The 21,329-nt window shown below is 61.5% G+C and carries 18 protein-coding genes and 4 pseudogenes; 18 read left to right on the top strand and 4 right to left on the bottom strand.

The genetic code is table 11. From position 1 onward, the window contains the following. Positions 1-9 precede the first annotated feature (9 nt). The 10 genes and pseudogenes from ACSQ3Z_RS33420 (at position 10) to ACSQ3Z_RS33465 (ending at position 9,337) form a co-directional block, all read left to right on the top strand. Positions 10-255 carry a ferredoxin gene (locus ACSQ3Z_RS33420; protein ID WP_436175452.1) on the top strand — a complete coding sequence of 82 codons (246 nt, stop codon included), beginning with the start codon at positions 10-12 and terminating at the stop codon, positions 253-255. A 211-nt stretch (positions 256-466) separates the two neighbouring features. Next, positions 467-1,006, top strand: a complete 540-nt coding sequence (locus ACSQ3Z_RS33425; RefSeq protein ID WP_436175408.1) for a nuclear transport factor 2 family protein — start codon at positions 467-469, stop codon at positions 1,004-1,006. Between the two features lie 183 nt (positions 1,007-1,189). Then, a complete protein-coding gene (locus ACSQ3Z_RS33430; protein ID WP_436175453.1) occupies positions 1,190-2,830 on the top strand; it encodes an SDR family oxidoreductase in 1,641 nt (546 codons plus the stop codon). Positions 2,831-3,080: 250 nt separating this feature from the next. Then, positions 3,081-4,124, top strand: coding sequence for an LLM class flavin-dependent oxidoreductase (locus tag ACSQ3Z_RS33435; protein ID WP_436175409.1), 1,044 nt, complete (start codon positions 3,081-3,083; stop codon positions 4,122-4,124). Between the two features lie 511 nt (positions 4,125-4,635). Beyond that, positions 4,636-5,544 (top strand): phosphoenolpyruvate mutase, encoded by a 909-nt coding sequence (gene aepX / locus ACSQ3Z_RS33440; protein ID WP_214392442.1) that lies wholly within the window; start codon positions 4,636-4,638, stop codon positions 5,542-5,544. A gap of 45 nt (positions 5,545-5,589) precedes the next feature. Next, positions 5,590-6,093: pseudogene (locus tag ACSQ3Z_RS33445) on the top strand (pyridoxal phosphate-dependent aminotransferase); the annotation flags it as partial. Between the two features lie 5 nt (positions 6,094-6,098). After that, on the top strand, positions 6,099-6,584 hold the full coding sequence (locus ACSQ3Z_RS33450) for an oligopeptide/dipeptide ABC transporter ATP-binding protein (protein WP_436175410.1): 486 nt from the start codon (positions 6,099-6,101) through the stop codon (positions 6,582-6,584). Then, positions 6,581-7,540 carry an ABC transporter ATP-binding protein gene (locus tag ACSQ3Z_RS33455; protein ID WP_436175411.1) on the top strand — a complete coding sequence of 320 codons (960 nt, stop codon included), beginning with the start codon at positions 6,581-6,583 and terminating at the stop codon, positions 7,538-7,540. Before ACSQ3Z_RS33450 ends, ACSQ3Z_RS33455 begins: the two co-directional genes overlap by 4 nt. Next, positions 7,540-8,481, top strand: coding sequence for an ABC transporter permease (locus tag ACSQ3Z_RS33460; protein WP_172352467.1), 942 nt, complete (start codon positions 7,540-7,542; stop codon positions 8,479-8,481). Before ACSQ3Z_RS33455 ends, ACSQ3Z_RS33460 begins: the two co-directional genes overlap by 1 nt. Then, positions 8,478-9,337, top strand: a pseudogene (locus ACSQ3Z_RS33465) (ABC transporter permease). Before ACSQ3Z_RS33460 ends, ACSQ3Z_RS33465 begins: the two are co-directional and overlap by 4 nt. Positions 9,338-9,476: 139 nt before the next feature. Here the strand turns inward: ACSQ3Z_RS33465 and ACSQ3Z_RS33470 are convergent. From ACSQ3Z_RS33470 to ACSQ3Z_RS33480, 3 genes and pseudogenes are all read right to left on the bottom strand, one after another. After that, positions 9,477-9,767, bottom strand: coding sequence for a hypothetical protein (locus ACSQ3Z_RS33470; RefSeq protein WP_436175412.1), 291 nt, complete (start codon positions 9,765-9,767; stop codon positions 9,477-9,479). An 80-nt stretch (positions 9,768-9,847) separates the two neighbouring features. Beyond that, a pseudogene (locus tag ACSQ3Z_RS33475) lies at positions 9,848-10,863 on the bottom strand (nucleotidyl transferase AbiEii/AbiGii toxin family protein). Beyond that, on the bottom strand, positions 10,856-11,449 hold the full coding sequence (locus tag ACSQ3Z_RS33480) for a DUF6088 family protein (RefSeq protein ID WP_044551219.1): 594 nt from the start codon (positions 11,447-11,449) through the stop codon (positions 10,856-10,858). The pseudogene ACSQ3Z_RS33475 and the gene ACSQ3Z_RS33480 overlap by 8 nt, the downstream one beginning before the upstream one ends. Positions 11,450-11,912: 463 nt before the next feature. On the opposite strand from ACSQ3Z_RS33480, the gene ACSQ3Z_RS33485 reads away from it, so the two are divergent. Then, positions 11,913-12,212 carry a hypothetical protein gene (locus ACSQ3Z_RS33485; RefSeq protein ID WP_006331763.1) on the top strand — a complete coding sequence of 100 codons (300 nt, stop codon included), beginning with the start codon at positions 11,913-11,915 and terminating at the stop codon, positions 12,210-12,212. Further along, the gene (locus tag ACSQ3Z_RS33490; protein WP_172352466.1) at positions 12,209-12,640 is read left to right on the top strand and encodes a PIN domain-containing protein; all 432 of its coding nucleotides are present in this window, start codon (positions 12,209-12,211) and stop codon (positions 12,638-12,640) included. The genes ACSQ3Z_RS33485 and ACSQ3Z_RS33490 overlap by 4 nt, the downstream gene beginning before the upstream one ends. A gap of 164 nt (positions 12,641-12,804) precedes the next feature. Here ACSQ3Z_RS33490 and ACSQ3Z_RS33495 read toward each other — a convergent pair. After that, positions 12,805-13,363: pseudogene (locus ACSQ3Z_RS33495) on the bottom strand (IS110 family transposase); the annotation flags it as partial. 369 nt (positions 13,364-13,732) lie between these two features. Here ACSQ3Z_RS33495 and nifH point away from each other — a divergent pair. From nifH to nifX, 6 genes are all read left to right on the top strand, one after another. Beyond that, on the top strand, positions 13,733-14,626 hold the full coding sequence (gene nifH / locus ACSQ3Z_RS33500) for a nitrogenase iron protein (RefSeq protein ID WP_006331760.1): 894 nt from the start codon (positions 13,733-13,735) through the stop codon (positions 14,624-14,626). Positions 14,627-14,730: 104 nt separating this feature from the next. Then, complete coding sequence (gene nifD, locus ACSQ3Z_RS33505; protein ID WP_172234334.1) at positions 14,731-16,236, top strand: nitrogenase molybdenum-iron protein alpha chain; 1,506 nt, start codon at positions 14,731-14,733, stop codon at positions 16,234-16,236. A gap of 131 nt (positions 16,237-16,367) precedes the next feature. Further along, positions 16,368-17,909 (top strand): nitrogenase molybdenum-iron protein subunit beta, encoded by a 1,542-nt coding sequence (gene nifK / locus ACSQ3Z_RS33510; protein WP_436175454.1) that lies wholly within the window; start codon positions 16,368-16,370, stop codon positions 17,907-17,909. 60 nt (positions 17,910-17,969) lie between these two features. Next, positions 17,970-19,460 carry a nitrogenase iron-molybdenum cofactor biosynthesis protein NifE gene (gene nifE / locus ACSQ3Z_RS33515; protein WP_436175413.1) on the top strand — a complete coding sequence of 497 codons (1,491 nt, stop codon included), beginning with the start codon at positions 17,970-17,972 and terminating at the stop codon, positions 19,458-19,460. Between the two features lie 9 nt (positions 19,461-19,469). Continuing rightward, the gene (gene nifN, locus ACSQ3Z_RS33520; protein ID WP_436175414.1) at positions 19,470-20,852 is read left to right on the top strand and encodes a nitrogenase iron-molybdenum cofactor biosynthesis protein NifN; all 1,383 of its coding nucleotides are present in this window, start codon (positions 19,470-19,472) and stop codon (positions 20,850-20,852) included. Continuing rightward, the gene (nifX, locus tag ACSQ3Z_RS33525) at positions 20,818-21,312 is read left to right on the top strand and encodes a nitrogen fixation protein NifX (RefSeq protein WP_436175415.1); all 495 of its coding nucleotides are present in this window, start codon (positions 20,818-20,820) and stop codon (positions 21,310-21,312) included. The genes nifN and nifX overlap by 35 nt, the downstream gene beginning before the upstream one ends. The last annotated feature ends 17 nt before the right edge of the window (positions 21,313-21,329 follow it).

Genomic DNA, 21,329 nt, shown 5'->3' on the forward strand with positions numbered 1-21,329 from the left:
GGCAGCGCTATGCGCATTATCGTCCACAATGCCAAATGCCAGGGTCACGCGCGATGCTGGGCGCAAGCGCCGGACATCTTCAAGCTCGATGACGATGGCTACATCCTGCCCGGTGACATTCAGGTTGCGGAGGGGGAGCAACTGCTTGCGTCACAAGGCGCGCGATCCTGCCCCGAACGTGCGCTGGAAGTCGATCGCACATCGGCAGCGCGGTTCGAACCAGCCGCCATGCAACCAAGAGCTGGGGAAGCTTAGGTGGAATCGACGAGACGTGGCCCCACACCGCAAAGCAAGATGTCCGGCCGCTTCCCTGCCTACCTCCTCTCCGGCATCGAGACCTCAATGACACGCACGCGACACGTGAAGTTCGTCTCCGTTCTGGCTTCTTCAGTTGCCGATCGGTTCGACCTTGCACGCACCTAGAGGCACGAAACGCCTCTTCCAATCTCAAATTTGCGACAGAGCGATGGGCCAGGCGAAGATCACCGAACTGCGCGACCGCGAGGCGATCCGCGACTGCCTTTATCGGTACTGCCGCGGCATAGACCGCGCGGATGAGGCTGCGCTGCGCAGTGCATATTGGCCCGATGCGCATGACAATCACGGTGCCTATCGCGGCTCAGCCGAGGGCTTCTTTGAGTTTGCGCTTGGTCTCTTCAAAACCGGACCGCGCTTAATCCACCAGATCACGAACGTCTTGATCGAATTCATCGACCCGTCGGAGGCCGTGGTCGAAAGCTATTTCACCGCGTTGCAACGCGGACCAGACAATGACGGAGAAGCACGCCAGGTGCTTCTCTGCGGCCGTTACTGCGATCTTTTTCAGAAGAGGGAAGGGGCGTGGCGCATTGCCGAACGGACCGTCGTTTACGATTGGATCGAAGAGCAGATCCCACCAGCGGTCCCCGAGGCAGAACGGTTCGGCTTGCGGCAACCGATCGGAGCAGCGCATCCCAATGACCCGGTTTACGCGCTCAGGAAGCGCCGCAGCTCGTCATCAAAATGAAAATGCCATGCATGTCACCACAATGCTTTCCAAGGCTCCCAATTGCGGAGCCGCGTCGCGGGAGCGGTCGCGGAACGCAACGCGTATACCCGGTATGGAAAATCGCCGTCACCAGGACGTCCGCGACCGGTCTTGCGGCTGACTCGCGTCGATATCTCTGACGCTGGCTGCGGAGAGGTTCATATGAAGCAGGCAGGACGGGTCGTCATCATAACGGGAGCGGCAGGCGGAATCGGCCGTGCGCTGGTCGAGATCGTTGCCGCCGATGGAGACATCGTCGTTGCGGTGGACCTTCCTGGCAGCGGCGTTCTTGAACTGGCCGGCGGTCTCGGCCATCCGCATCTGGGCCTCGAATGCGATGTCTCACGAGAAGAGGACATTGTCGCCCTATACGGCCGCATCGAAGCGCAGTTCGCGAAAATCGATGTTCTCGTCAACAACGCGGCGATAGGACCCGCCATGGCTGCGACTATCGACACCGGTTTCGAGGCCTTCCGACGCGTGCTGGCAACAAATCTGATCGGGCCTTTCATCATGGCCGGCGAAGCGGCGAGGCGCATGCAGCCCGGCGCCGCCATTGTCAACGTCGCTTCGCTGGCGGGCGTGCTCGGCAATCCCAAGCGCAACGCCTATGCCAGCTCGAAGGCAGGCTTGATCGCTCTCACGAGATCGCTTGCATGCGAGTGGGCCTCGCGCGGCATCCGCGTAACGGCGGTAGCGCCAGGATACGTGCGCACGCCGATGGTGGCGGAACTGGAACGTGCGGGCAAGATGGACCTCGCGGCCGTGCGCCGCCGCGTGCCCATGGGGCGAATGGCGCGCCCCGACGAGATCGCTCGGGCCGTGCGTTTTTTGGCCAGCGCACAGACGGGCTACATCACAGGATCGGTGCTGACGGTCGACGGCGGTTGGATGTCGTTCAACCAGCCGGGCGACGCGCACCCGCCGGTCGACGAGACGCCTCGAGCCGAACTCTTCCGGCCGGCCGAACAAACTGGCGCGCGCACAGTGGTCGTGACGGGCGGCGCGAACGGTATAGGCGCCGCCGTCGTTCGCCGCTTTGCCGCGAACTCCGACACAGTCGTGATTGCTGATAAAGATGGTGCTGGGGCGGCAGAACTCGCTGGTTTGCTGGGCGGCAGGCACGTGGCGAAATCCGTCGACTTGGCGGTCGAGAGCGAGGTGGTGGCCCTGTTCGAGGAAATACGGGGGCGCTTCGGTCGCATCGAGATCCTCGTCAACTGTGCTGCTATTGCCGATACGTTTGTGCGAGGGATCGAAATCCCACGACAGATCGAGCGGGTACTGGACGTCAATCTCACCGGCACCTTCACCTGCGCGCGCGAGGCGATCAAGTCGATGGACGCCGGCGGCGTAATCCTCAATCTTGGATCGATCAATAGTTTCCTGCCCTTCGTGCCGCGCCATGCCTATGGGGCGTCAAGGGCGGGTATGAACATTCTGACCCGGTGCATGGCGGCCGAACTCGGGTCGGTCGGCATCCGAACGGCCACCGTCGCTCTTGGCTATATCCGTACGCCTGACATTGCTCAGCTGGTCGAGTCCGGCCGCATCGATTCCGTAGCGATCAAACGGCGCATCCCGATGGGGCGGATGGGAGAGCCCGAAGACGTCGCCGAGGCAGTGTTCTTTCTGGCCTCGCCTGATGCCTCATACGTAAACGGCTCGACCCTCTACGTGGACGGCGGCTTGACCTCGTTGGCTGACGCGCGAAACGCCCAGCCAACCGATCAAGAAAATCCAACGGAATGTTCGCCGGCGACGGGTTGCGGTTCGTCGAAGCCGACGAGGTTCGAGCATTGAGACTGCGGCTGCATGGCACGTGCCAAGCACGGCTTGCCAAGTGATCGTCTTCATCGGTGACGGAAAACTCGTCATCAGGGTCGAATCACTAGCCAGGTTTTGGCGCTTGCCTGCAGCCGCCGAACGATAAGCGGCTTTGCGCAAGATCGTCGACTACGTCGCCGCCAGGCCGGATCGATACCGCGGCCCACCCGCAATCGGCACAAGTCGAAGGCTTGATTGGCCACTTTGTGTAAACGAGGGACACGCCATGGAATTCGCGACGTTCATCTTGGCGGCCCAGCGAGGCTATCATCAATCGTGCGACAGCGTCATCGGTAACTCCATAGAACAGGCAATCGCTTCGGAGCAGGCTGGCTTCAACACCGCTTGGTTCGCCGAGCACCACTTCAACAATTACAGCCTGGTTCCCTCGCCCTTGATGATGGTGGCGCACTGTGCTGGCCTTACGAGCACCATTCGCCTTGGCACCGGTGTGTGTGTGCTGCCGCTATATCAACCGCAGCGCCTGCTCTCCGAGATCGGCTTTGCCGATATCGTTTCGAACGGCCGCCTCGAACTCGGCGTCGGCTCGGGATACCAGCAGTTCGAGTTCGAGCGCTTCGGCGTCGATGTCGATCAGGCGCCGGCCGTGTTTGCGGAATACCTGGATATCCTTCTCAAGGGCCTTAACCAGAAGGTCTTCGAGCACAATGGCCAGTATGAGAAGATACCTTTAACGGCGATTTCGCTGCGCACCATCCAAAGGCCAGCCCCACCGATCTGGATCGCCTGCGGGTCCGCGCGAAGCATGTGCCGGGCCTATCGTGAGGGCCACAATCTTTTCGTCACGGCGTTCCACAACGGCTTGGAAAACTTGAGAACGCTGCGTGAGACCATCGATGCAGCAGCGGCCTCGCGGGGTAAGGATGTCACCGCCGCCAAGATAGGGCTTCTGCGCTGCTGCTATGCGAGCGACGATCAGGCGGAGATCGACAGCTATCTCGACAACGCCCGCTTCCAGCGCCGACTATCTGAAGCACTTCATCAGCGCCGCCAGCAGAGCCGGGACGGCTATCTGCTGCAGGAAACACCGACGCAGCAGGATCTGTCGTTCGAGACCATGCGCCAGAACCTGCCGATCGGCAGCGTAAGTCGCGTCATCGATCGCCTGCTGGAAGAGATAAGTATCCTGAAGCCGGACCAGATCGCAATTCAGACCCAATTGGGAGATTTCGACCAAAAGACGATGCTACGCCAGATTGAGCTCTGGGGAGACAAGATCATTCCAGCGATCAACAAGTCGCTTGGTTAGGTCAAGGCTTGAAGCTCGGGGCGGGCCCTGGGGGTGTTGAAATCTCGCATGCCGGTGCTCGACACTTCGTCCATGCGGCATGGATATATAGTCAAGCCGCCTGGTGATTGCCGGGATCGAAGACCAACGCCGTCCGTCACCTTGCCTGCACGGACCACCGGTCTTCCGCCCTCAGGGCCATCTCGCTTGCGATCGTTGATCGGCAGCCTGAGGGACGCCCGCCACGGCGCAGACGAATAGCCACTCCCACGACCCCTCTTGTGTCCGAAGTTGGACGAGGATGTCGCAAGCCCGACCAAGGGGTCGAGAGGGTACCTGGCCGCCGGTATGGAGAACTGGTGCGGCGCAGGTGGTTCGCCAATTCGGCACGCGCCTTGCTTCATTGATTCTGTATGGGCACGACAGTGGCAGGTCGCCGATCGGTGGGCAGAGCGGTTCGCCTCTGAAAGTACTTCGTGCGGCAGCGATGACAGGCTTGTCGGCTGGACAGCGTCGGTGGAGGTGAGACCGCATGGTGGAGAGGCAGTCTGGTGCGCAGACGCGCGAGAGCTTGCGCCGAATGATCGCGTCCAGTGAACTCGCCTTCGCAATGGAGGCTCATGACGGCCTTTCGGCGGCGATTGCCGAGCGCGCTGGCTTCAAGGCGCTCTGGGCGTCCGGCCTCTCGATTTCATCCAGTCTCGGATATCGAGATGCGAACGAAGCTTCCTGGTCCCAACTCGTCGATGTCGTTGAGCGAATTTCCGACACGGTGGACATTCCAGTCCTCGTCGACGGGGACAGCGGGTTCGGGAACTTCAACAATGCCCGTTTGGTCGCCCGCAAGCTGCGCCAACATGGCGCGAGCGGCATATGTCTCGAGGACACGGCGTTCCCGAAAATGAACTCGTTCATCGGTGATCGGCACCCGTTGGCCGATATTCCCGAGTTCTGCGGCCGGCTTAAGGCGGTGAAGGACCAAGTGCCGGATGCGGAGTTCGTTCTGGTCGCCCGGATCGAGGCGCTCATCGCCGGCCGCGGAGAGGATGAGGCGCTGGCGCGAGCACAAGCCTACGCTGAGGCCGGAGCCGATGCTATTCTGATTCATTCCCGCAAGTCCAACGCTGAGCAGATTTTCGCCTTCACGCGCGCCTGGCAGAACCGCCTTCCGGTCGTGATCGTGCCTACGAAATATTACCGCACACCGGTCTCCGCGTATCGGGCGGCCGGAATCTCCACGGTCATCTGGGCGAACCACAACATGCGCGCGGCGATATCGGCCATGCGCCAGGTCTGCGACCGCATCCTCCGCGAAGAAAGTATCGCCGGTATCGAGGACGAGGTGGCGACCCTCGATGAACTCTTCGATCTGCTCAATTACCAGGAACTCTCAGCGGCGGAAGAGAAATATCTGCCGCAGACGGCGACCGGCGTGCGGTAGCAGGCCCAGCCCGTCTTTTGAAAGCAAACGAAAACGGGAGCGCACATGCTTGCGCATCGGACAAACCTTTTCGGTACATCGGGTACCGCCGCGGCGCGCGCTGCCGCAAAAGCGGCGGCCGATGCTGGCAAGGAGATCATCGATCTGACCGCCGGCGAGATCTGGAGCGAGCTTGCTCCCACGATTCGCGACGGCGCGATCGACGCCATCAATAAGGGCGTCAATCGCTATACCGATACGGTTGGCATGGTGGAGCTGCGCGAGGCACTGGCGCGGAAGATCTCCCTCGATACCGGACAGATCTGGAAGGCCGAGGAAGTTGCCGTGACGTCCGGAGCGAAGCAGGCCTTGTTCAATGCCGCAATGGTGCTGCTGAACCCGGGCGACGAGGTCATCATCCCGGCGCCTTACTGGACAACGTTTCCGGCCCAGGTGCTAATCGCCGGCGGCACACCGGTCTTCGTCGACACCAGATCCAACGGTTACGTCCCGCGCCCCGAGCACATCAAGGACGCGGTCACTGAGCGCACGCGGGCGATCGTCACCAGCGGGTGATGATTGCCATCGCGCTCGCCGGCCGGCCCGAACTGCTGATCGCCGATGAGCCAACGACCGCGCTCGACGCTACCGTGCAGGCGCAGATCCTGCTGCTGCTCAAAGATATTCAACGCGACACAGGCATGGCGCTGGTCATGATCAGCCATGATCTCGCCGCGGTGGCGGCCGTCTGTGACCGGGCATGCGTCATGTATGCGGGCCAGATCGTCGAAACGGCGCCGAAACACACGCTTCTGACCGCGCCGGAGCACCCCTATACACGCGACCTGATCGGTGCCATTCCGCCCTCGCACGGTCCGCGCATGCGGTTGACCGCCATTGTCGGCGCGCCGCCACAACGCAATCTGCCGCCGGGATGCGCCTATGCGCCACGCTGCCGGCACGCGATCGCGGTATGTCGCACGAGCCGACCGGAACCGCGGCAGGTCGCCGCGCGGCATTCGGTGCGTTGCCTTCGTTTGGACGCCGGCACGTATCAATGACCCTGCTGCGTCTCAACAACATCACCCGTCGCTTTCCGCTCGGCTCGCCACTCTACGGACCGCGGAAATATCTTGTTGCAGTCGATAGCGTGTCGCTGGATGTCGAGATGGGCCGGACGACCGGCATTGTCGGCGAATCCGGATGCGGCAAGTCCACCACCGGCCGTATTGCGCTCGGTCTGGAGCCGCCGGACAGCGGAGGTGTGCTGTTTCAGGGTTTTCCGCTGCCGCGCATCGACAGCAAAAAGTGGCGCGCGCAGCGGCGCCAGATGCAGCTGGTCTTTCAGGACACCTTGGCAGCGCTTGACCGCCGAATGACTGTCAGCGCTCTCATCGCCGAGCCGCTGGCGATTCACGGGATTGGCGATCCGGCAAGCCGCAAGCAACGTGTGGCCGAGCTTCTCCACGGCGTCGGCCTCGGCGAAGACCATGGCAGGCTCTATCCGCATCAGCTTTCCGGCGGCCAGCGCCAACGCGTCGTGCTTGCCCGGGCGCTCGCGCCAAAACCCTCGCTTCTGGTTTGCGATGAGCCGGTCTCGGCGCTCGACCTGTCCGTCCAGGCGCAAATCGTCAATCTGCTCATGGATCTTCAGCAGGAGCTCGGGATCGGCCTCTTGTTCATCAGCCATGACTTGCGGGTCGTTCGCCATGTCAGCGACCGGATCGTCGTCATGTATCTTGGCCGCGTCGTCGAGCAGGGGCGCGCCGACGCCATTATCGATCAACCCGCCCATCCCTATACGCAGGCGCTCGTCTCGGCCATGCCGAGGCTTCCGGGCGGCTTCGATCATTATGTGGCGTTGCCAGGCGAGCCGCCGAGCCCCACCGATCGGCCCTGCGGATGCCCGTTTCATCCACGCTGTCCACTTGCGCGCGATGTCTGCCGCCAGAGCCTGCCCGAACTCCTGCCGCTAGGACCGGAACGGCAGGTCGCCTGCCATGTGGTGAGGCATTGATGAGTGCGGTGTTTCGTTTCGCCGGCCCCAAGCTCCTGCGTGCGGGCCTGTCGATCCTGATCGTAGTGACCTTTACATTCGTGGTGCTGCGGGCCTCTGGAGACCCGGCGCTGCAGATACTCGGTCCCAGCGCCCGCGCCCCGGATCTTGAGGCGTTTCGCCGGCATTGGGGGCTCGATCAGCCTCTGTATGTGCAATATGTCCGCTATGTCCTGGCGGCACTTCACTGCGATTTCGGGAATTCCATGCTGGCTGGAAAACCGGCCCTGCAGCTTGTGTTCGAGCGCGCGCCCCTGACATTGGCGCTGATGCTGCCGGCACTGGCGCTCACGATGCTAATCGGCATTCCGGTCGGCGCCTACGCCGCCATGCATCGCGACACCTGGGTCGACCGATCGGTGATGATGCTGACCGTGTTCGGCTTCACCGTGCCAAGCTTCGTGCTCGGGCTATTGCTGATCCTGATCTTTTCCGTGACGCTCGGCCTGTTCCCGTCCGGCGGCGCGGATCGGCCGGAAAGCTTCGTACTGCCGGTGCTCACGCTTGGTTTGGGCGGGGCGGCCATTATCGCGCGCTTCACGCGTAGCGCCATGATCGAAGTTCTGTCGCAGCTCTACATCGTGGCGGCCAGCGCCAAGGGCGTGACGTGGCGGCAGGTGGTTCGCCACCATGCCTTTCCGAATGCGATCATTCCTGTGCTGACGCTGTTCGGCCTGATGCTCGGCGGCCAGGTCGCGGGCGCCGTACTGGTGGAAAGCGTCTTCGGCTGGCCCGGCATCGGCCAATTGCTGGTGGTTTCGGTTGCGAACCGTGATCTCGCCGTGGTGCAGGTCATCCTCCTTCTCGTGGCGCTGACCATGACGTCGGCCAACCTGCTGATGGACCTGCTTTATGGCGTGTTCGATCCGCGCTTGCGTGGAACAAACTCAGGATCGCAATGAAAACGGCAACTGTAGAAACCAACCGTCCGCCGCCTCGCTCGGTGGACCTGCCGACACTCCTTGCTGTGGGCTGGGTTCTCCTCATGCTCCTCACGGCGCTCGCCGCGCCGCTGATGGCTCCCTATGAGATCACTTCCATCGACCTGCGCCATCGCCTGGCGCCGCCCGTCGGCTTTGGCGGAACGATGCTACACGTCCTGGGAACCGACGATCTGGGCCGTGACGTGGCCTCGCGTCTTTTCTACTCGATCCGCACCAGCTTGCTGGTCGCCTTCGGCGCCACTGCGATCAGCGTGTTGGTCGGTACCGGGATTGGCTTCATCGCCGCGTATTTCCGCGGGCTCGTCGAGCATGCCCTGCTGTAATGATCGACGTACAGGCTTCGCTACCATTTCTAATCGTGGCGCTGGCAATGCTCGCCTGTTTCGGTAATTCGCTGACGCTGTTCGTCGCCCTGATGGGACTTTATGGCCGGGAGCGGAATGCGCGGTTGGCACGAGGACTGGCAATCACCGCCAGCGCGCAGGGCTATGCGAGCGCAACGCGCCAACTCGGCGCCCATCCGCTGCGTGTCTATCTGCGGCATATCCTGCCCAACAGCGCGGCGACGCTTCTCGTGGCGGCGACGGTGACCTTTCCGGAAATCGTCCTGGTGGAAAGCGGACTCTCCTTCCTCGGCCTCGGCGTTCAACCGCCGATGACCAGCCTGGGTGTCATGGTCGCGGCCGGCCGCGAGTATATCACCCGCGCCTCCTGGATGCTGCTCGCTCCAAGCCTCGTCATTGTCATCACGGCCGTTGCCGTTAGCGTCCTCGGCGACTGGTTGCGCGATAAGCTCGACCCGACCCTCAAATAACGGTTTCCCAATGGAAAGGAGCTGATCTCCACACTTGTCGACGGCTACGCTCTTGCACGGGACGGGGTGCCGAACCTTCGCCCGCGGCCGGTATCGACGTAACCGGAATACAGCATATGGATCTCGTCGCGGGCCCGCGTCAGGCCAACATAGAACAGCCGTCGGCTTTCGCGTCGCGCCGCCGGCTGCTCGTTCGCCAGGGCAAACCGCCCAGATCGAGTCCCACCATGATCACGACATCATCTTCGCAGCCCTTTGCCGAGTGCGGCGTCAACAGATTAAGATGGAGAGGCGACGCGTCGCGTCCACCGAGGCTCGCCAGATCCAGGTCGGCGAGCGGCCCGCCGACAGCGAGCGCCGCCGACATGCGCACCACCTGTTCGCGCTGATCGGCGAGGCTTGGCTCTGCCGCCATCAGCGCATCGAGCATTCCCGCCCGCAGCGCGCCGATTGGCGAAGTTTGTAATTTTGATCCGCGAAATTCGCACGGCGCCGTCCCCCCAGTTTTTTCTATTCGCGGATGTAATTGGCTCGCTCGGCGATATCGGCACATCGCGTCATCAGCGCTTCGAAAGGCTCCGCGTCTTCCAGAAGAAGCCCGTCGTCGACCATGCGGGCGTAGTCCTCTTCAAGCGCCTTCAGACCATCGCCTGCGGGCACAAGCCGCAGACCGCCGTTGACAGCCGCCGCGTAATCGATGGGCGTTCGATCGGGCGCTTTCTCGGCGAAGAACATGGTCTTGTGGCGCGCCACTGCGTTCGCCAGATCGCGATCAGCAAAGGCGGACGGGGTAAAACCGGTTTCGTCCAACCGCGCGACATCGTGCCAGTGACGAGCAAAGCGATCGCCGCGCCGGCGCTCCTGCAGGCAGAAGACGTGGATGGCCGTCGCCTTCTCCCAGAAGGTTCGCTCCGCATGCATCACGCGTGGACGAGCCGTGGGAAAGGTCACGCCCTCGATCAGGCCAGACGCGTCGCAGGCGATGTCGCGCAAGCTCGCGGGCTCGCCCGTCGATCGTGCTCCGAATTCGAGCATCACGCTCGGCGCCACATAGCCGGAGCCAGGCGTCGCGGCTTCGTAATCGATGAACAGCTTCTCGCCCTCGACGCGGATGGCGGCCGCCAAAGCTTCAGCCGCGAGCGCATCTGCGATGATCGGCTGAACGCTTCCTTCAACCCAATTGGGCAGGCGCTTACGCACCTCACTGGACCTGCGTTTTTCCTCGCTACGGGTCTCCGGCAACGCTTCGCCGTCGTCGCCCACCAAGTCGGGTGCAATCGGCCGGAGGTCGTATGTTAGGTCGACGTCCTCGGAAAACCGCTGGATAACCTGATAGGCTTTGGACAGCGACGTGCCGCCCTTGAACACCAGATGTTCGCCGAGCGCCGAGCCGTAAAGGTGGCGAGCGCCCAGACCACCCACACGTCCTTCTCGAGGAGATGCGCCGGCCTGCCGGACCGATCGGCCGCGACGCCGAGCGCCTCCCGCCGATCCTCGATCGGGAGGTGGAGAAAGGGATCAGCCATGTGCGGCCTTGCCCACGCTGCGCGCCATCCAGGTCGGAAGCTGCGGCGCTACCGCGACCAACTCGCTGAAGGCGCCCGGCGGGAGTTTCCGCTTCAGTGTCTGGAGGGCGGCCTCAGCCTTCTCCGGCCCAAGCCAAGCCAACGCTCGCACCGCCTCGCCAGCGGGCCGATGCGCCATGGCGAGCTGCCAACGAGGCGCGTGGCGAAGCTCGACGACCTGCTTGCCGAGGCTCATCTTCCGGGTGCGGCCGGAAGTCAGATAGACCGACCGGACCGGCACCTGTGTCGTGAGACCGAGGGTGTTGGCGGCAACGGCCCCACTCGTGACGATGATCTCCCCGCGCTGGCTGGCAAGCGCCTCGACCGCTTGCTCCACGGAGGGAGCCCGGGTGCCGAACCTGCTCGTGACCGGAAGGAGATAGACGCCGCGACCCGCCCGGATCAACTGCGTCCGCTCGGCTAGACGCGACAATGCCTGATCCACCGCGGCGCGATTCCCGAGGTGAAGCAAGCTCTTAGCTGCGACCGGCGTGCCCTCTGGCAGCCCTTTCGCGTGCGCAAGAATCTGTTCGGTCAACCGTTGCATGGCCATGCTCCTGTCAGAAATGTATGCGATTTTCTGACAGTTTTTCAAGGCGGGCAGCGACGGGCACCTGCACGCGGAACCCGTCCAGCAGGCCTTGTGGTCAATCATCGCCGCGCGAATGGACCAATCCCTGTTTCGCGCCGTTCTCCGAACGAGCCTCGCCCGTCCTGGGGCCGACGCCCTTTGGTCGGCGCCGAGATATTTCTCTTGTCAGCGCAAGAACTCGACGCTGGTCAAAAAGTACCGTCGCGTAACATATATCGCGCGTCCCCACCGATGCCATTCAACAGAAAGAGAGCACTGCCCGGACTGCCTGCACCTTGATCAAACCCAGTATTCTCGTTATATTACTGGAAATGAGAAATGAAGACTGTCTTTTTATTTAGATCTGTATGTTCCTTCTTGTTGTAGTTATGATGTATGTCGAATGTATTATGTATGTGTGTTGTAGTCGGAGGCAACTATGAGCAGCTCGCAAAAACGCGCCATTCAAAACTATCGATCTCGCCTCAGCGAGCGCGGCTTGGCGCGCTTCGAGGTGCTTGGCCGCGATGCCGATCGCGACCTCATTCGATCTTTGGCTCGCCGCCTGGCCGAAGATGGACCGGATGCCTCTAGCCTGCGCGCTGCTGTCAGCCAGACCATCGCCGGCGAGCCACCCAAGCTTGGCGGGATTCTCGCCGCATTGCGTCGTTCGCCGCTCGTGGGAGCTGACCTCGATCTTTCCCGCCCCCATGAAGAGGGGCGGAAGATCGACCTGTGACACGCTACCTCCTCGATACCAACATCATCAGCGATGTCGTCAAATCGCAGCCTTCGGAATCGCTCCTGGCATGGATGTCGAGACAGCGTGACGAGGATTTGTTCATCGCTTCGCTGACCGTTGCGGAAATTCTTCGCAGGGTTCTGGAGAAGCCGCGCGGGAAAAAACGCGACGCACTCGACAACTGGTTCTCTGGGCCTGAGGGGCCGCAGGCGCTGTTTGCGGGCCGCATCCTCTCGTTCGACGACAAGGCAGGGCTGATCTGGGCGCGGCTGATGGCAGGAGGAAAACTGGCCGGCAAGCCGCGCAGCGGGCTCGACATGATCATCGCCGCTGTCGCCGGAGCGAACGAGTGCGTGCTGGTAACGGATAACGAAAAAGACTTTGCCGGGCTCAAGGTCGTCAATCCGATACGCGGAGCGGTCTGATGCGGCGGCGGGTTAAGGAATGCTCGGGAGGGCAAGATGGCTGAAACTCAGATAGAGTGGACAGAATCCACTTGGAACGCTCGCGGATTTGGCTGATCCCCGGTCCTTCAGCGCGCCAAATCCAGCGGGACGAGCTCCCAGATGATCTACAGCCAAGGGAGGGTCTTCTCGAGCTCGGCGATCTTCTCGCTGTAGATGGCGATCTGCTGGAGGTAGAGACGACCAACGTCGCGGACGATCGGCTGGATGAGGCCTTCCTCGTCTTCGATTGCATCCGCAAGGCGCTTCACGTGGGCCGGGCCGTGTGGGGCGACGACCCCGTGCTTCGGCGAGGTGGCCGCGCAGGGCGTTTATCAGCTGCGTGCGCTGGCGCACCAAGAGGTCGCGCGTGCGGAAGATCATCGACCGCGCCTCTTGCTCCTCGGTTTTGACAGCCACGAAGCGCATTGTCGGCCTGAGGGCCGCTTCCGCGTGCCGCTTTACAAAGGACTTCACATAGACCGGCGGCAGGAGCCGGACGGCATGCCCGAGCCCGCCGATCGTACGCCCCCAGTCGTGGGCGGTCGCGCTTCCATCGCCACCGTGCACCGGGGCTGTCCGGCGAGAAACGGCAGCAACTTCGCGCGACAGCTTCTTGCGAAAGACAACCTTCCCGTCACTCGCCGCGCCGTGAACCTGGAAGACCCGCTTTGCGAGATCGATTCCAATGATGGTAACTTCCATGGATGCCGTCTCTGTCTTGGTCGATTCTGGCAATCACCAAACTGGCACATTGCGATGGCGTCGGGAGGGGGCATCTACTCCATCAGATTTTGACAACTAGCTTCTTTCCGGGCTCCGCGGCCGACGTCTCACTCAACGCCATCCGACATTTCCTGTCGCCTTTGTCAGGGCCGCGACACAAGTTTATTTAGCCAATTTAATATTTTTGCCAAATGTTAAACAGCTGAAAAGCAATCATAAAATTTCTTCTTCGATCCAACCGGCCGAATTGGCACGAGTTTTGAAACGATCGGTGCGAGGCGGCGGGATCTGCCGACCGGCATTGAAGTCGCGGTAACCGCTATGGATGGAAAGAAGGAAGGAAGCAACATGTCAGGTCTGCGTCAGATCGCATTCTACGGAAAGGGGGGCATCGGCAAGTCCACCACCTCTCAAAATACGCTAGCCGCCCTGGTCGACCTCGGACAGAAAATCCTGATCGTCGGCTGCGACCCCAAAGCCGACTCCACCCGGCTGATCCTGAATGCAAAGGCGCAGGATACCGTTCTGCATCTCGCCGCCCAAGAAGGTTCTGTGGAAGACCTTGAACTCCAGGACGTGCTCAAGATCGGCTACAAAGACATCAAGTGCGTGGAGTCCGGCGGCCCCGAGCCGGGTGTCGGCTGCGCCGGCCGCGGCGTCATCACCTCGATCAACTTCCTCGAGGAGAACGGCGCCTATGATAATGTCGACTATGTCTCCTACGACGTGCTGGGCGACGTGGTGTGCGGCGGCTTTGCGATGCCGATCCGCGAAAACAAGGCCCAGGAAATCTACATCGTCATGTCCGGCGAGATGATGGCGCTCTATGCCGCCAACAACATCGCCAAGGGTATCCTGAAATACGCCCATTCGGGCGGCGTGCGGCTCGGCGGGCTGATCTGCAATGAGCGACAGACCGACCGCGAGCTCGACCTCTCCGAGGCGCTGGCCGCCAGACTCAATTCCAAGCTCATCCACTTCGTGCCGCGCGACAACATCGTCCAGCACGCCGAACTGAGAAAGATGACGGTAATCCAGTATGCGCCGGACTCCAAACAGGCAGGGGAGTACCGCGCGTTGGCCGAGAAGATCCATGTCAATTCGGGCCAGGGCACCATCCCGACCCCAATCACCATGGAGGAGCTCGAGGACATGCTGCTCGACTTCGGCATCATGAAGACGGACGAGCAAATGCTTGCCGAGCTTCAGGCCAAGGAAGCGAAATTGGCCGTCGCTCAGTAGCCGCCGCTACCGACAGGGGGCGCCGACCGTGACCTGGCGCCCCTTTGTACGAAACAAGGCCTCGTTGGCGAGGCGTTACCCGAACCTTGAAAGGGGCAGGTCCCATGGGCCTCGACTATGAGAATGACGGCGCTTTGCATGCGAAGCTTATCGAAGACGTGCTGTCCCAATATCCAGACAAGGCGGCGAAGCGTCGCAAGAAGCACCTCAGTGTCGCAACGAGCAAGGACGAGGCTGGAGGTGAGGACAAGGGCCTTTCCGAATGCGACGTCAAATCGAACATCAAATCCATTCCGGGCGTGATGACTATCCGCGGCTGTGCCTATGCCGGCTCCAAGGGCGTGGTGTGGGGTCCGGTCAAGGATATGGTCCACATCTCGCACGGGCCAGTCGGCTGTGGGCAATATTCCTGGTCCCAACGCCGCAACTATTACGTCGGCACGACGGGTATCGACACGTTCGTGACCATGCAGTTCACCTCCGACTTCCAGGAGAAGGACATCGTTTTCGGCGGCGACAAGAAGCTGGAAAAGATCATCGACGAGATCGAGGACCTATTTCCGCTCAGTGGCGGCATCTCGGTGCAGTCCGAATGCCCGATCGGCCTGATCGGGGACGATATCGAGGCCGTGTCGCGCAAGAAAGCCAAGGAGCACAAAAAGACGATTGTACCGGTGCGCTGCGAAGGTTTCCGCGGCGTTTCACAATCGCTCGGCCACCACATTGCCAATGATGCGATCCGCGATTGGGTCTTCGACAAGGACGATGTCGCGTTCGAGTCCGGCCCATACGACGTCAACGTCGTCGGCGACTACAACATTGGCGGCGATGCCTGGGCCTCGCGAATCCTGCTCGAAGAGATTGGGCTTCGGGTGGTCGGCAACTGGTCGGGCGACGCCACACTCGCCGAAATAGAGCGCGCTCCCAAGGCCAAGCTCAACCTGATCCACTGCTACCGGTCGATGAACTACATCTGCCGGCACATGGAGGAAAAGTACGGCATCGCCTGGATGGAATACAATTTCTTCGGCCCCTCCCAGATCGAGGCCTCCTTGCGCAACATCGCCAAACACTTCGGCCCGGAAATCGAGGAGAAGACCGAAAAGGTCATCGCCAAGTACCGGCCCTTGGTCGATGCCGTCATAGCCAAGTACCAACCGCGCCTCGAAGGCAGGACGGTGATGCTCTATGTCGGCGGGCTGCGTCCTCGCCACGTCATCACTGCCTACGAGGACCTCGCTATGGTGATCGTTGGCACCGGCTACGAATTCGCCCACAACGACGACTATCAGCGCACCGGCCATTACGTGAAGAATGGCACGCTCCTCTATGACGACGTCACCGGTTATGAGCTGGAGAAGTTCATCGAAGGCATCCGCCCGGATCTCGTTGGCTCCGGTATCAAGGAGAAGTACCCGGTACAGAAGATGGGCATCCCGTTCCGCCAGATGCACTCCTGGGACTATTCCGGCCCGTATCACGGTTATGACGGCTTCGCCATTTTCGCCCGCGACATGGATCTGGCCATCAACAACCCGGTCTGGGGTCTCTACCGCGCGCCGTGGAAAAAGATGAAGGACGCGCCGCCGACGGCGGTCGCCGCCGAATGAGGACTGGCCTCCCTCCCTGGCAGGGAGGCCGATAAATGCTTGGGGCGTGCTCGATCCACGCTGGATGCCCTTTAACGCTTTGATGTCCCTGTGCTGCCGCTTGCCGCAGCCAGATGGAAAAGGTGACCACCATGCCGCAATCGGCCGAAAAAATTCTCGACTATGCTCCCCTGTTCCGCGAGCCGGAATACAGACAAATGCTTGCCGAGAAGAAACTGAATTTCGAATGTCCGCACCCTGATCAGATCGTCACCGACCAACGCGAATTGACCAAGACTTGGGAATACCGCGAAAAGAACCTCGCTCGCGAGGCGCTTGTCATAAACCCCGCCAAGGCCTGCCAGCCGCTCGGCGCCGTGTTCGCGGCCGCGGGGTTCGAGCGCACCATGTCTTTCGTTCACGGTAGCCAGGGCTGCGTTGCCTACTACCGCTCGCATCTGTCGCGACATTTCAAGGAGCCTTCGTCAGCGGTTTCCTCCTCGATGACCGAGGACGCGGCAGTGTTTGGCGGCCTGAAGAACATGGTCGACGGGCTCGCCAATACCTACAAGCTCTACGACCCCAAGATGATCGCCGTCTCGACCACCTGCATGGCCGAGGTCATTGGCGACGACCTGCGGAGCTTCATCGAGAACGCCAAGAACGAAGGCTCGGTCCCGTGCGACTTCGACGTGCCTTTCGCTCATACGCCTGCCTTCGTCGGCAGCCATGTCGATGGCTACGACGGCATGGTGAAGGGCGTGCTGGAGCATTTCTGGAAGGGCAGCGAGCGCTCAAAGGCCGCTGGGACCATCAACATCATTCCAGGCTTCGACGGATTCTGCGTCGGAAACAACCGGGAACTTAAGCGCCTCCTCGACCTGATGGGTGTCACCTATATCGTCATTCAGGACGCCTCAGACCAGTTCGACACGCCGTCGGACGGCGAATACCGCATGTATGACGGTGGCACCAAGATCGAAGACGTGAAAGGGGCACTCAACGCGGAGGCGACACTGTCGCTGCAGCATTACAACACCCGCAAGACGCTGGAATATTGCAACGAGGTCGGGCAGGCGACGGCATCCTTCCACTATCCGCTGGGTGTCCAGGCGACCGACGAATTCCTGATGAAGGTCTCAGCGATTTCCGGCCAGGAGATCCCCGAGTCAATCCGGATGGAGCGCGGCCGACTGGTTGACGCCATGGCGGACAGCCAGTCATGGCTGCACGGCAAGAAGTACGCAATCTATGGGGATCCCGACTTCGTCTACGCCATGGCCCGCTTCGTCATGGAGACCGGCGGCGAGCCGACACATTGCCTCGCGACCAACGGCACATCGGCCTGGGAGGCCGAGATGAAGGAATTGCTTGCATCCTCGTCCTTTGGCCAGGATGCCCAGATCTGGGCGGGCAAGGATCTCTGGGCGATGCGTTCGCTGCTGTTTACAGAGCCGGTGGACCTGCTGATCGGCAATTCCTATGGCAAGTATCTGGAGCGCGACACCGGCACGCCGCTGATCCGGCTGATGTTTCCAATCTTCGACCGGCACCATCACCATCGCTTTCCCCTCATGGGCTACCAGGGTGGATTACGCGTGCTGACGACGATCCTCGACAAGATATTCGACAAGCTCGATCGCGAGACGAGCGAAACGGGCGTGACGGACTATTCCTATGACCTCACCCGCTAAGCCCGTGCCGACTTTTCGCCGAGGCCGCCAATTGCCCAATGGACTTCGGAGACTGACGCAATGACCTCGCTCAGTGCCAAGATCCAGGACGTTTTCGACGAGCCCGCCTGCGATAACAACCGCGGCAAGGATGCCAAGGCGCGCAAGCAGGGCTGCTCGAAGCCGCTGACCCCCGGGGCGGCAGCCGGCGGCTGCGCCTTTGACGGCGCCAAGATCGTCGTGCAGCCGATCACCGACGTTGCGCACCTGGTCCATGCGCCGCTCGCCTGCGAGGGCAATTCCTGGGACAACAGAGGCGCAGCTTCGTCCGGGCCAACCCTGTGGCGGACTAGCTTCACAACCGACCTCACCGAACTCGACGTCGTGATGGGGCAGGGCGAGCGGAAGCTGTTCAGGGCGATCCGCGAGATCAAGGAAACATATGCGCCGCCGGCAGTCTTCGTCTATTCGACCTGCGTGACGGCGCTGATCGGCGACGACATCGAGGCCGTGTGCAAACGCGCGGCCGAAAAATTCGGCTTGGCCGTGGTGCCGATCAATGCGCCGGGCTTGGCCGGCTCCAAGAACCTCGGCAACAAACTTGCCGCCGAAGCGTTGCTCGATCATGTCATCGGCACGGTGGAACCCGACGACGCCGGGCCCTACGACATCAACATCCTTGGCGAATTCAACCTCTCCGGCGAATTCTGGCTGGTGAAGCCGCTGCTTGATCGGCTCGGCATCCGGGTGCGCGCCTGCATTCCGGGCGATGCGCGTTACATCGACGTTGCATCCGCGCACCGCGCCCGGGCGGCTATGCTGGTGTGCTCGAGCGCACTGATCAACCTGGCCCGCAAAATGGAGGGGCGCTGGGACATCCCATTCTTCGAGGGCTCCTTCTACGGCATAACCGATACCTCGGAGGCACTTCGCAACATTGCTGAGCTGCTGGTGAGGAAGGGCGCCGATGCGGAAATCCTCGATCGCACAGACACGCTGATTGCCGAGCAGGAGGCGATTGCATGGAAGAAGCTCGAGGCCTACCGCCGGCGGCTTCAAGGCAAGCGCGTGCTGCTCAATACAGGCGGTGTGAAGTCCTGGTCAGTCGTCCACGCGCTGATGGAGATTGGCATGGAGATCGTCGGCACCTCGGTCAAGAAATCCACCGTCGAAGACAAGGAGCGAATCAAACGGATCCTCAAGGACGAAAACCACACGTTCGAGCAGATGGCAGCGCGCGATCTTTACGCCATGCTCTCAAAACACAAGGCCGACATCATGCTGTCGGGCGGGCGCACGCAATTCATCGCGCTGAAGGCCAAGACACCCTGGCTCGATATCAACCAGGAGCGCCAACATCCTTATGCCGGCTATGACGGCATGGTGGAACTTGTCCGGCAGATCGACCTCGCCATTCATAGCCCGATCTGGGACCAGGTGCGGGAGCCGGCGCCGTGGGATCGCCAGCCTGCTGTGGAGGACAATCTGGCGAGCACGAAGAACGGGACCGCGACTGTGAACGCCTTCAATGAATTCGCCGGCGCGACGGCTCACGGCTTCGGCAACCGTTGAGGAAATTCGATGGTCCGCATCCTTCGCAAAATCAAATCAGCGGCGGTCAACCCGCTGAAGTCGTCGCAGCCGCTGGGTGCCGCCTTCGCTTTTCTTGGAGTCGAGGGTGCGATGCCCCTGTTCCATGGCAGCCAAGGCTGCACCAGCTTCGCGCTCGTGCTCTTCGTGCGGCATTTCAAGGAAGCGATCCCCTTGCAGACAACGGCGATGGACGAGGTGGCAACCATACTCGGCGGAGCGGACCATCTGGAAGAGGCGATCCTCAACCTCAAAACCCGCACGAAGCCAAAGCTGATAGGGGTGTGCACGACCGCGCTGGTGGAGACCCGTGGCGAAGATTGCGCGAGTGATATCGCCAACGTCAAACTGAAGCACGTGGAAGAGCTCGCGGGTACGGAGGTCGTGCTGGCCAACACGCCTGATTTTGACGGCGCGATCGAAGAAGGCTGGGCCAAGGCTGTCGCGGCGATGATCGAAGGGATTACACGGTCGGGTGAACGGACGCGGCAGCCGAAGAAGATCGCGATCCTGCCCGGATGCAACCTCACTGTCGCTGACGTCGAGCATTTGCGTGACATGGTTGAAAGTTTTGGGCTCAAGCCGGTTATCCTGCCGGACGTCTCCGGCTCACTCGACGGCACGGTTCCTGACCGCTGGGTAACCACTACCTATGGCGGCACCAGCGTCGAGGAAATCCGCGAGCTTGGCACGGCGGCGCAATGCATCGTCATCGGCGAGCACATGCGCCACCCGGCGAAAACGCTGCACGGGTTGACCGGCGTGCCTTACGCGGTGTTCCAGTCGCTGACCGGATTGAAGGCCGTCGACCGGTTCGTCTCGCTGCTATCGGCGGTTTCGGGCGCGGCGGTGCCGGCCCGGGTTCGCCGTCACCGGGCGCAATTGGAGGATGCATTGCTCGACGGACATTTCCATTTCGGAGGCAAGAAAATTGCGATCGCTGCTGAACCAGACCAACTCTATCAACTCGCAACCTTCTTCACCGGCATGGGCTGTGACATCGCGGCGGCGGTCACGACGACCGATATGTCGAAGATTCTGCAAAAAGTACCGGCGGAGTGGGTTCAGATCGGCGATCTCGGCGATTTGGAAGCTCTTGCAGCGGGCGCGGATCTTCTCGTAACACATTCCCACGGTCGCCAGGCATCGCGACGCCTTGGCATTCCGCTCATGCGCGTTGGCTTCCCGATCTTCGACCGGCTCGGCAGCCAGCACAAGCTCACAATCCTCTATCGGGGGACCCGCGACCTGATCTTCGATGTTGCCAATATCTTTCAGGCCAACCAGCACGCGCCGACGCCTGAGGCGCTTGATCCATTCCGGAAACGAGAAATGCCAGATGAGCTCCGTTCGTCGCCTCTCACTCGTCACTGACGAGGTTCACGCACCGATGACGGACCGACGGGCAGGCGCATTGCGCGTAGCCATCGCCACGCAAGACATGACGAATCTCAATGCCCATTTCGGGTCTGCCAAGCGCTTTGCTGTCTACGACGTGACGCGCGAGGAGTGGCATCTCGTGGAAGCCGTGGCCTTCGATGACGTTTCCGATGAGAGCGGGAAGCGTCGAACCGGCGATGACCGCATCACGCCGAAGGTGGAGGCGCTGAAGGGCTGCCATCTGCTGTTTTGTCTGGCCATCGGCGGGCCTTCGGCAGCCAAGCTTGTTTCGGCAAAAATCCATCCAATCAAGGTGCCGCAGCCACAAACCATCCAAGAGGTGCTGTTGCGCACGCAGACGATGCTGAGGACATGTCCTCCGCCCTGGCTGCGCAAGGTGCTGGCCGAAGCTGGTGTCGCCGAAAAGAAACCCTCCTTCGAGGATGAGGACTGAAACAAGGAAAGAGCAAA

The sequence above is a fragment of the Mesorhizobium sp. LjNodule214 genome (assembly GCF_964252735.1).
Taxonomy (GTDB): Bacteria; Pseudomonadota; Alphaproteobacteria; order Rhizobiales; family Rhizobiaceae; genus Mesorhizobium.

Bases quoted from the DNA above. Each gene is read 5' to 3' on its own strand.
- ACSQ3Z_RS33420 (WP_436175452.1), top strand. From the start codon at position 10: ATGCGCATTATCGTCCACAATGCCAAATGCCAGGGTCACGCGCGATGC.
- ACSQ3Z_RS33425 (WP_436175408.1), top strand. From the start codon at position 467: ATGGGCCAGGCGAAGATCACCGAACTGCGCGACCGCGAGGCGATCCGC.
- ACSQ3Z_RS33430 (WP_436175453.1), top strand. From the start codon at position 1,190: ATGAAGCAGGCAGGACGGGTCGTCATCATAACGGGAGCGGCAGGCGGA.
- ACSQ3Z_RS33435 (WP_436175409.1), top strand. From the start codon at position 3,081: ATGGAATTCGCGACGTTCATCTTGGCGGCCCAGCGAGGCTATCATCAA.
- aepX (WP_214392442.1), top strand. From the start codon at position 4,636: ATGGTGGAGAGGCAGTCTGGTGCGCAGACGCGCGAGAGCTTGCGCCGA.
- ACSQ3Z_RS33450 (WP_436175410.1), top strand. From the start codon at position 6,099: ATGATTGCCATCGCGCTCGCCGGCCGGCCCGAACTGCTGATCGCCGAT.
- ACSQ3Z_RS33455 (WP_436175411.1), top strand. From the start codon at position 6,581: ATGACCCTGCTGCGTCTCAACAACATCACCCGTCGCTTTCCGCTCGGC.
- ACSQ3Z_RS33460 (WP_172352467.1), top strand. From the start codon at position 7,540: ATGAGTGCGGTGTTTCGTTTCGCCGGCCCCAAGCTCCTGCGTGCGGGC.
- ACSQ3Z_RS33470 (WP_436175412.1), bottom strand. From the start codon at position 9,767: ATGCTCGATGCGCTGATGGCGGCAGAGCCAAGCCTCGCCGATCAGCGC.
- ACSQ3Z_RS33480 (WP_044551219.1), bottom strand. From the start codon at position 11,449: ATGCAACGGTTGACCGAACAGATTCTTGCGCACGCGAAAGGGCTGCCA.
- ACSQ3Z_RS33485 (WP_006331763.1), top strand. From the start codon at position 11,913: ATGAGCAGCTCGCAAAAACGCGCCATTCAAAACTATCGATCTCGCCTC.
- nifH (WP_006331760.1), top strand. From the start codon at position 13,733: ATGTCAGGTCTGCGTCAGATCGCATTCTACGGAAAGGGGGGCATCGGC.
- nifD (WP_172234334.1), top strand. From the start codon at position 14,731: ATGGGCCTCGACTATGAGAATGACGGCGCTTTGCATGCGAAGCTTATC.
- nifK (WP_436175454.1), top strand. From the start codon at position 16,368: ATGCCGCAATCGGCCGAAAAAATTCTCGACTATGCTCCCCTGTTCCGC.
- nifE (WP_436175413.1), top strand. From the start codon at position 17,970: ATGACCTCGCTCAGTGCCAAGATCCAGGACGTTTTCGACGAGCCCGCC.
- nifN (WP_436175414.1), top strand. From the start codon at position 19,470: ATGGTCCGCATCCTTCGCAAAATCAAATCAGCGGCGGTCAACCCGCTG.
- nifX (WP_436175415.1), top strand. From the start codon at position 20,818: ATGAGCTCCGTTCGTCGCCTCTCACTCGTCACTGACGAGGTTCACGCA.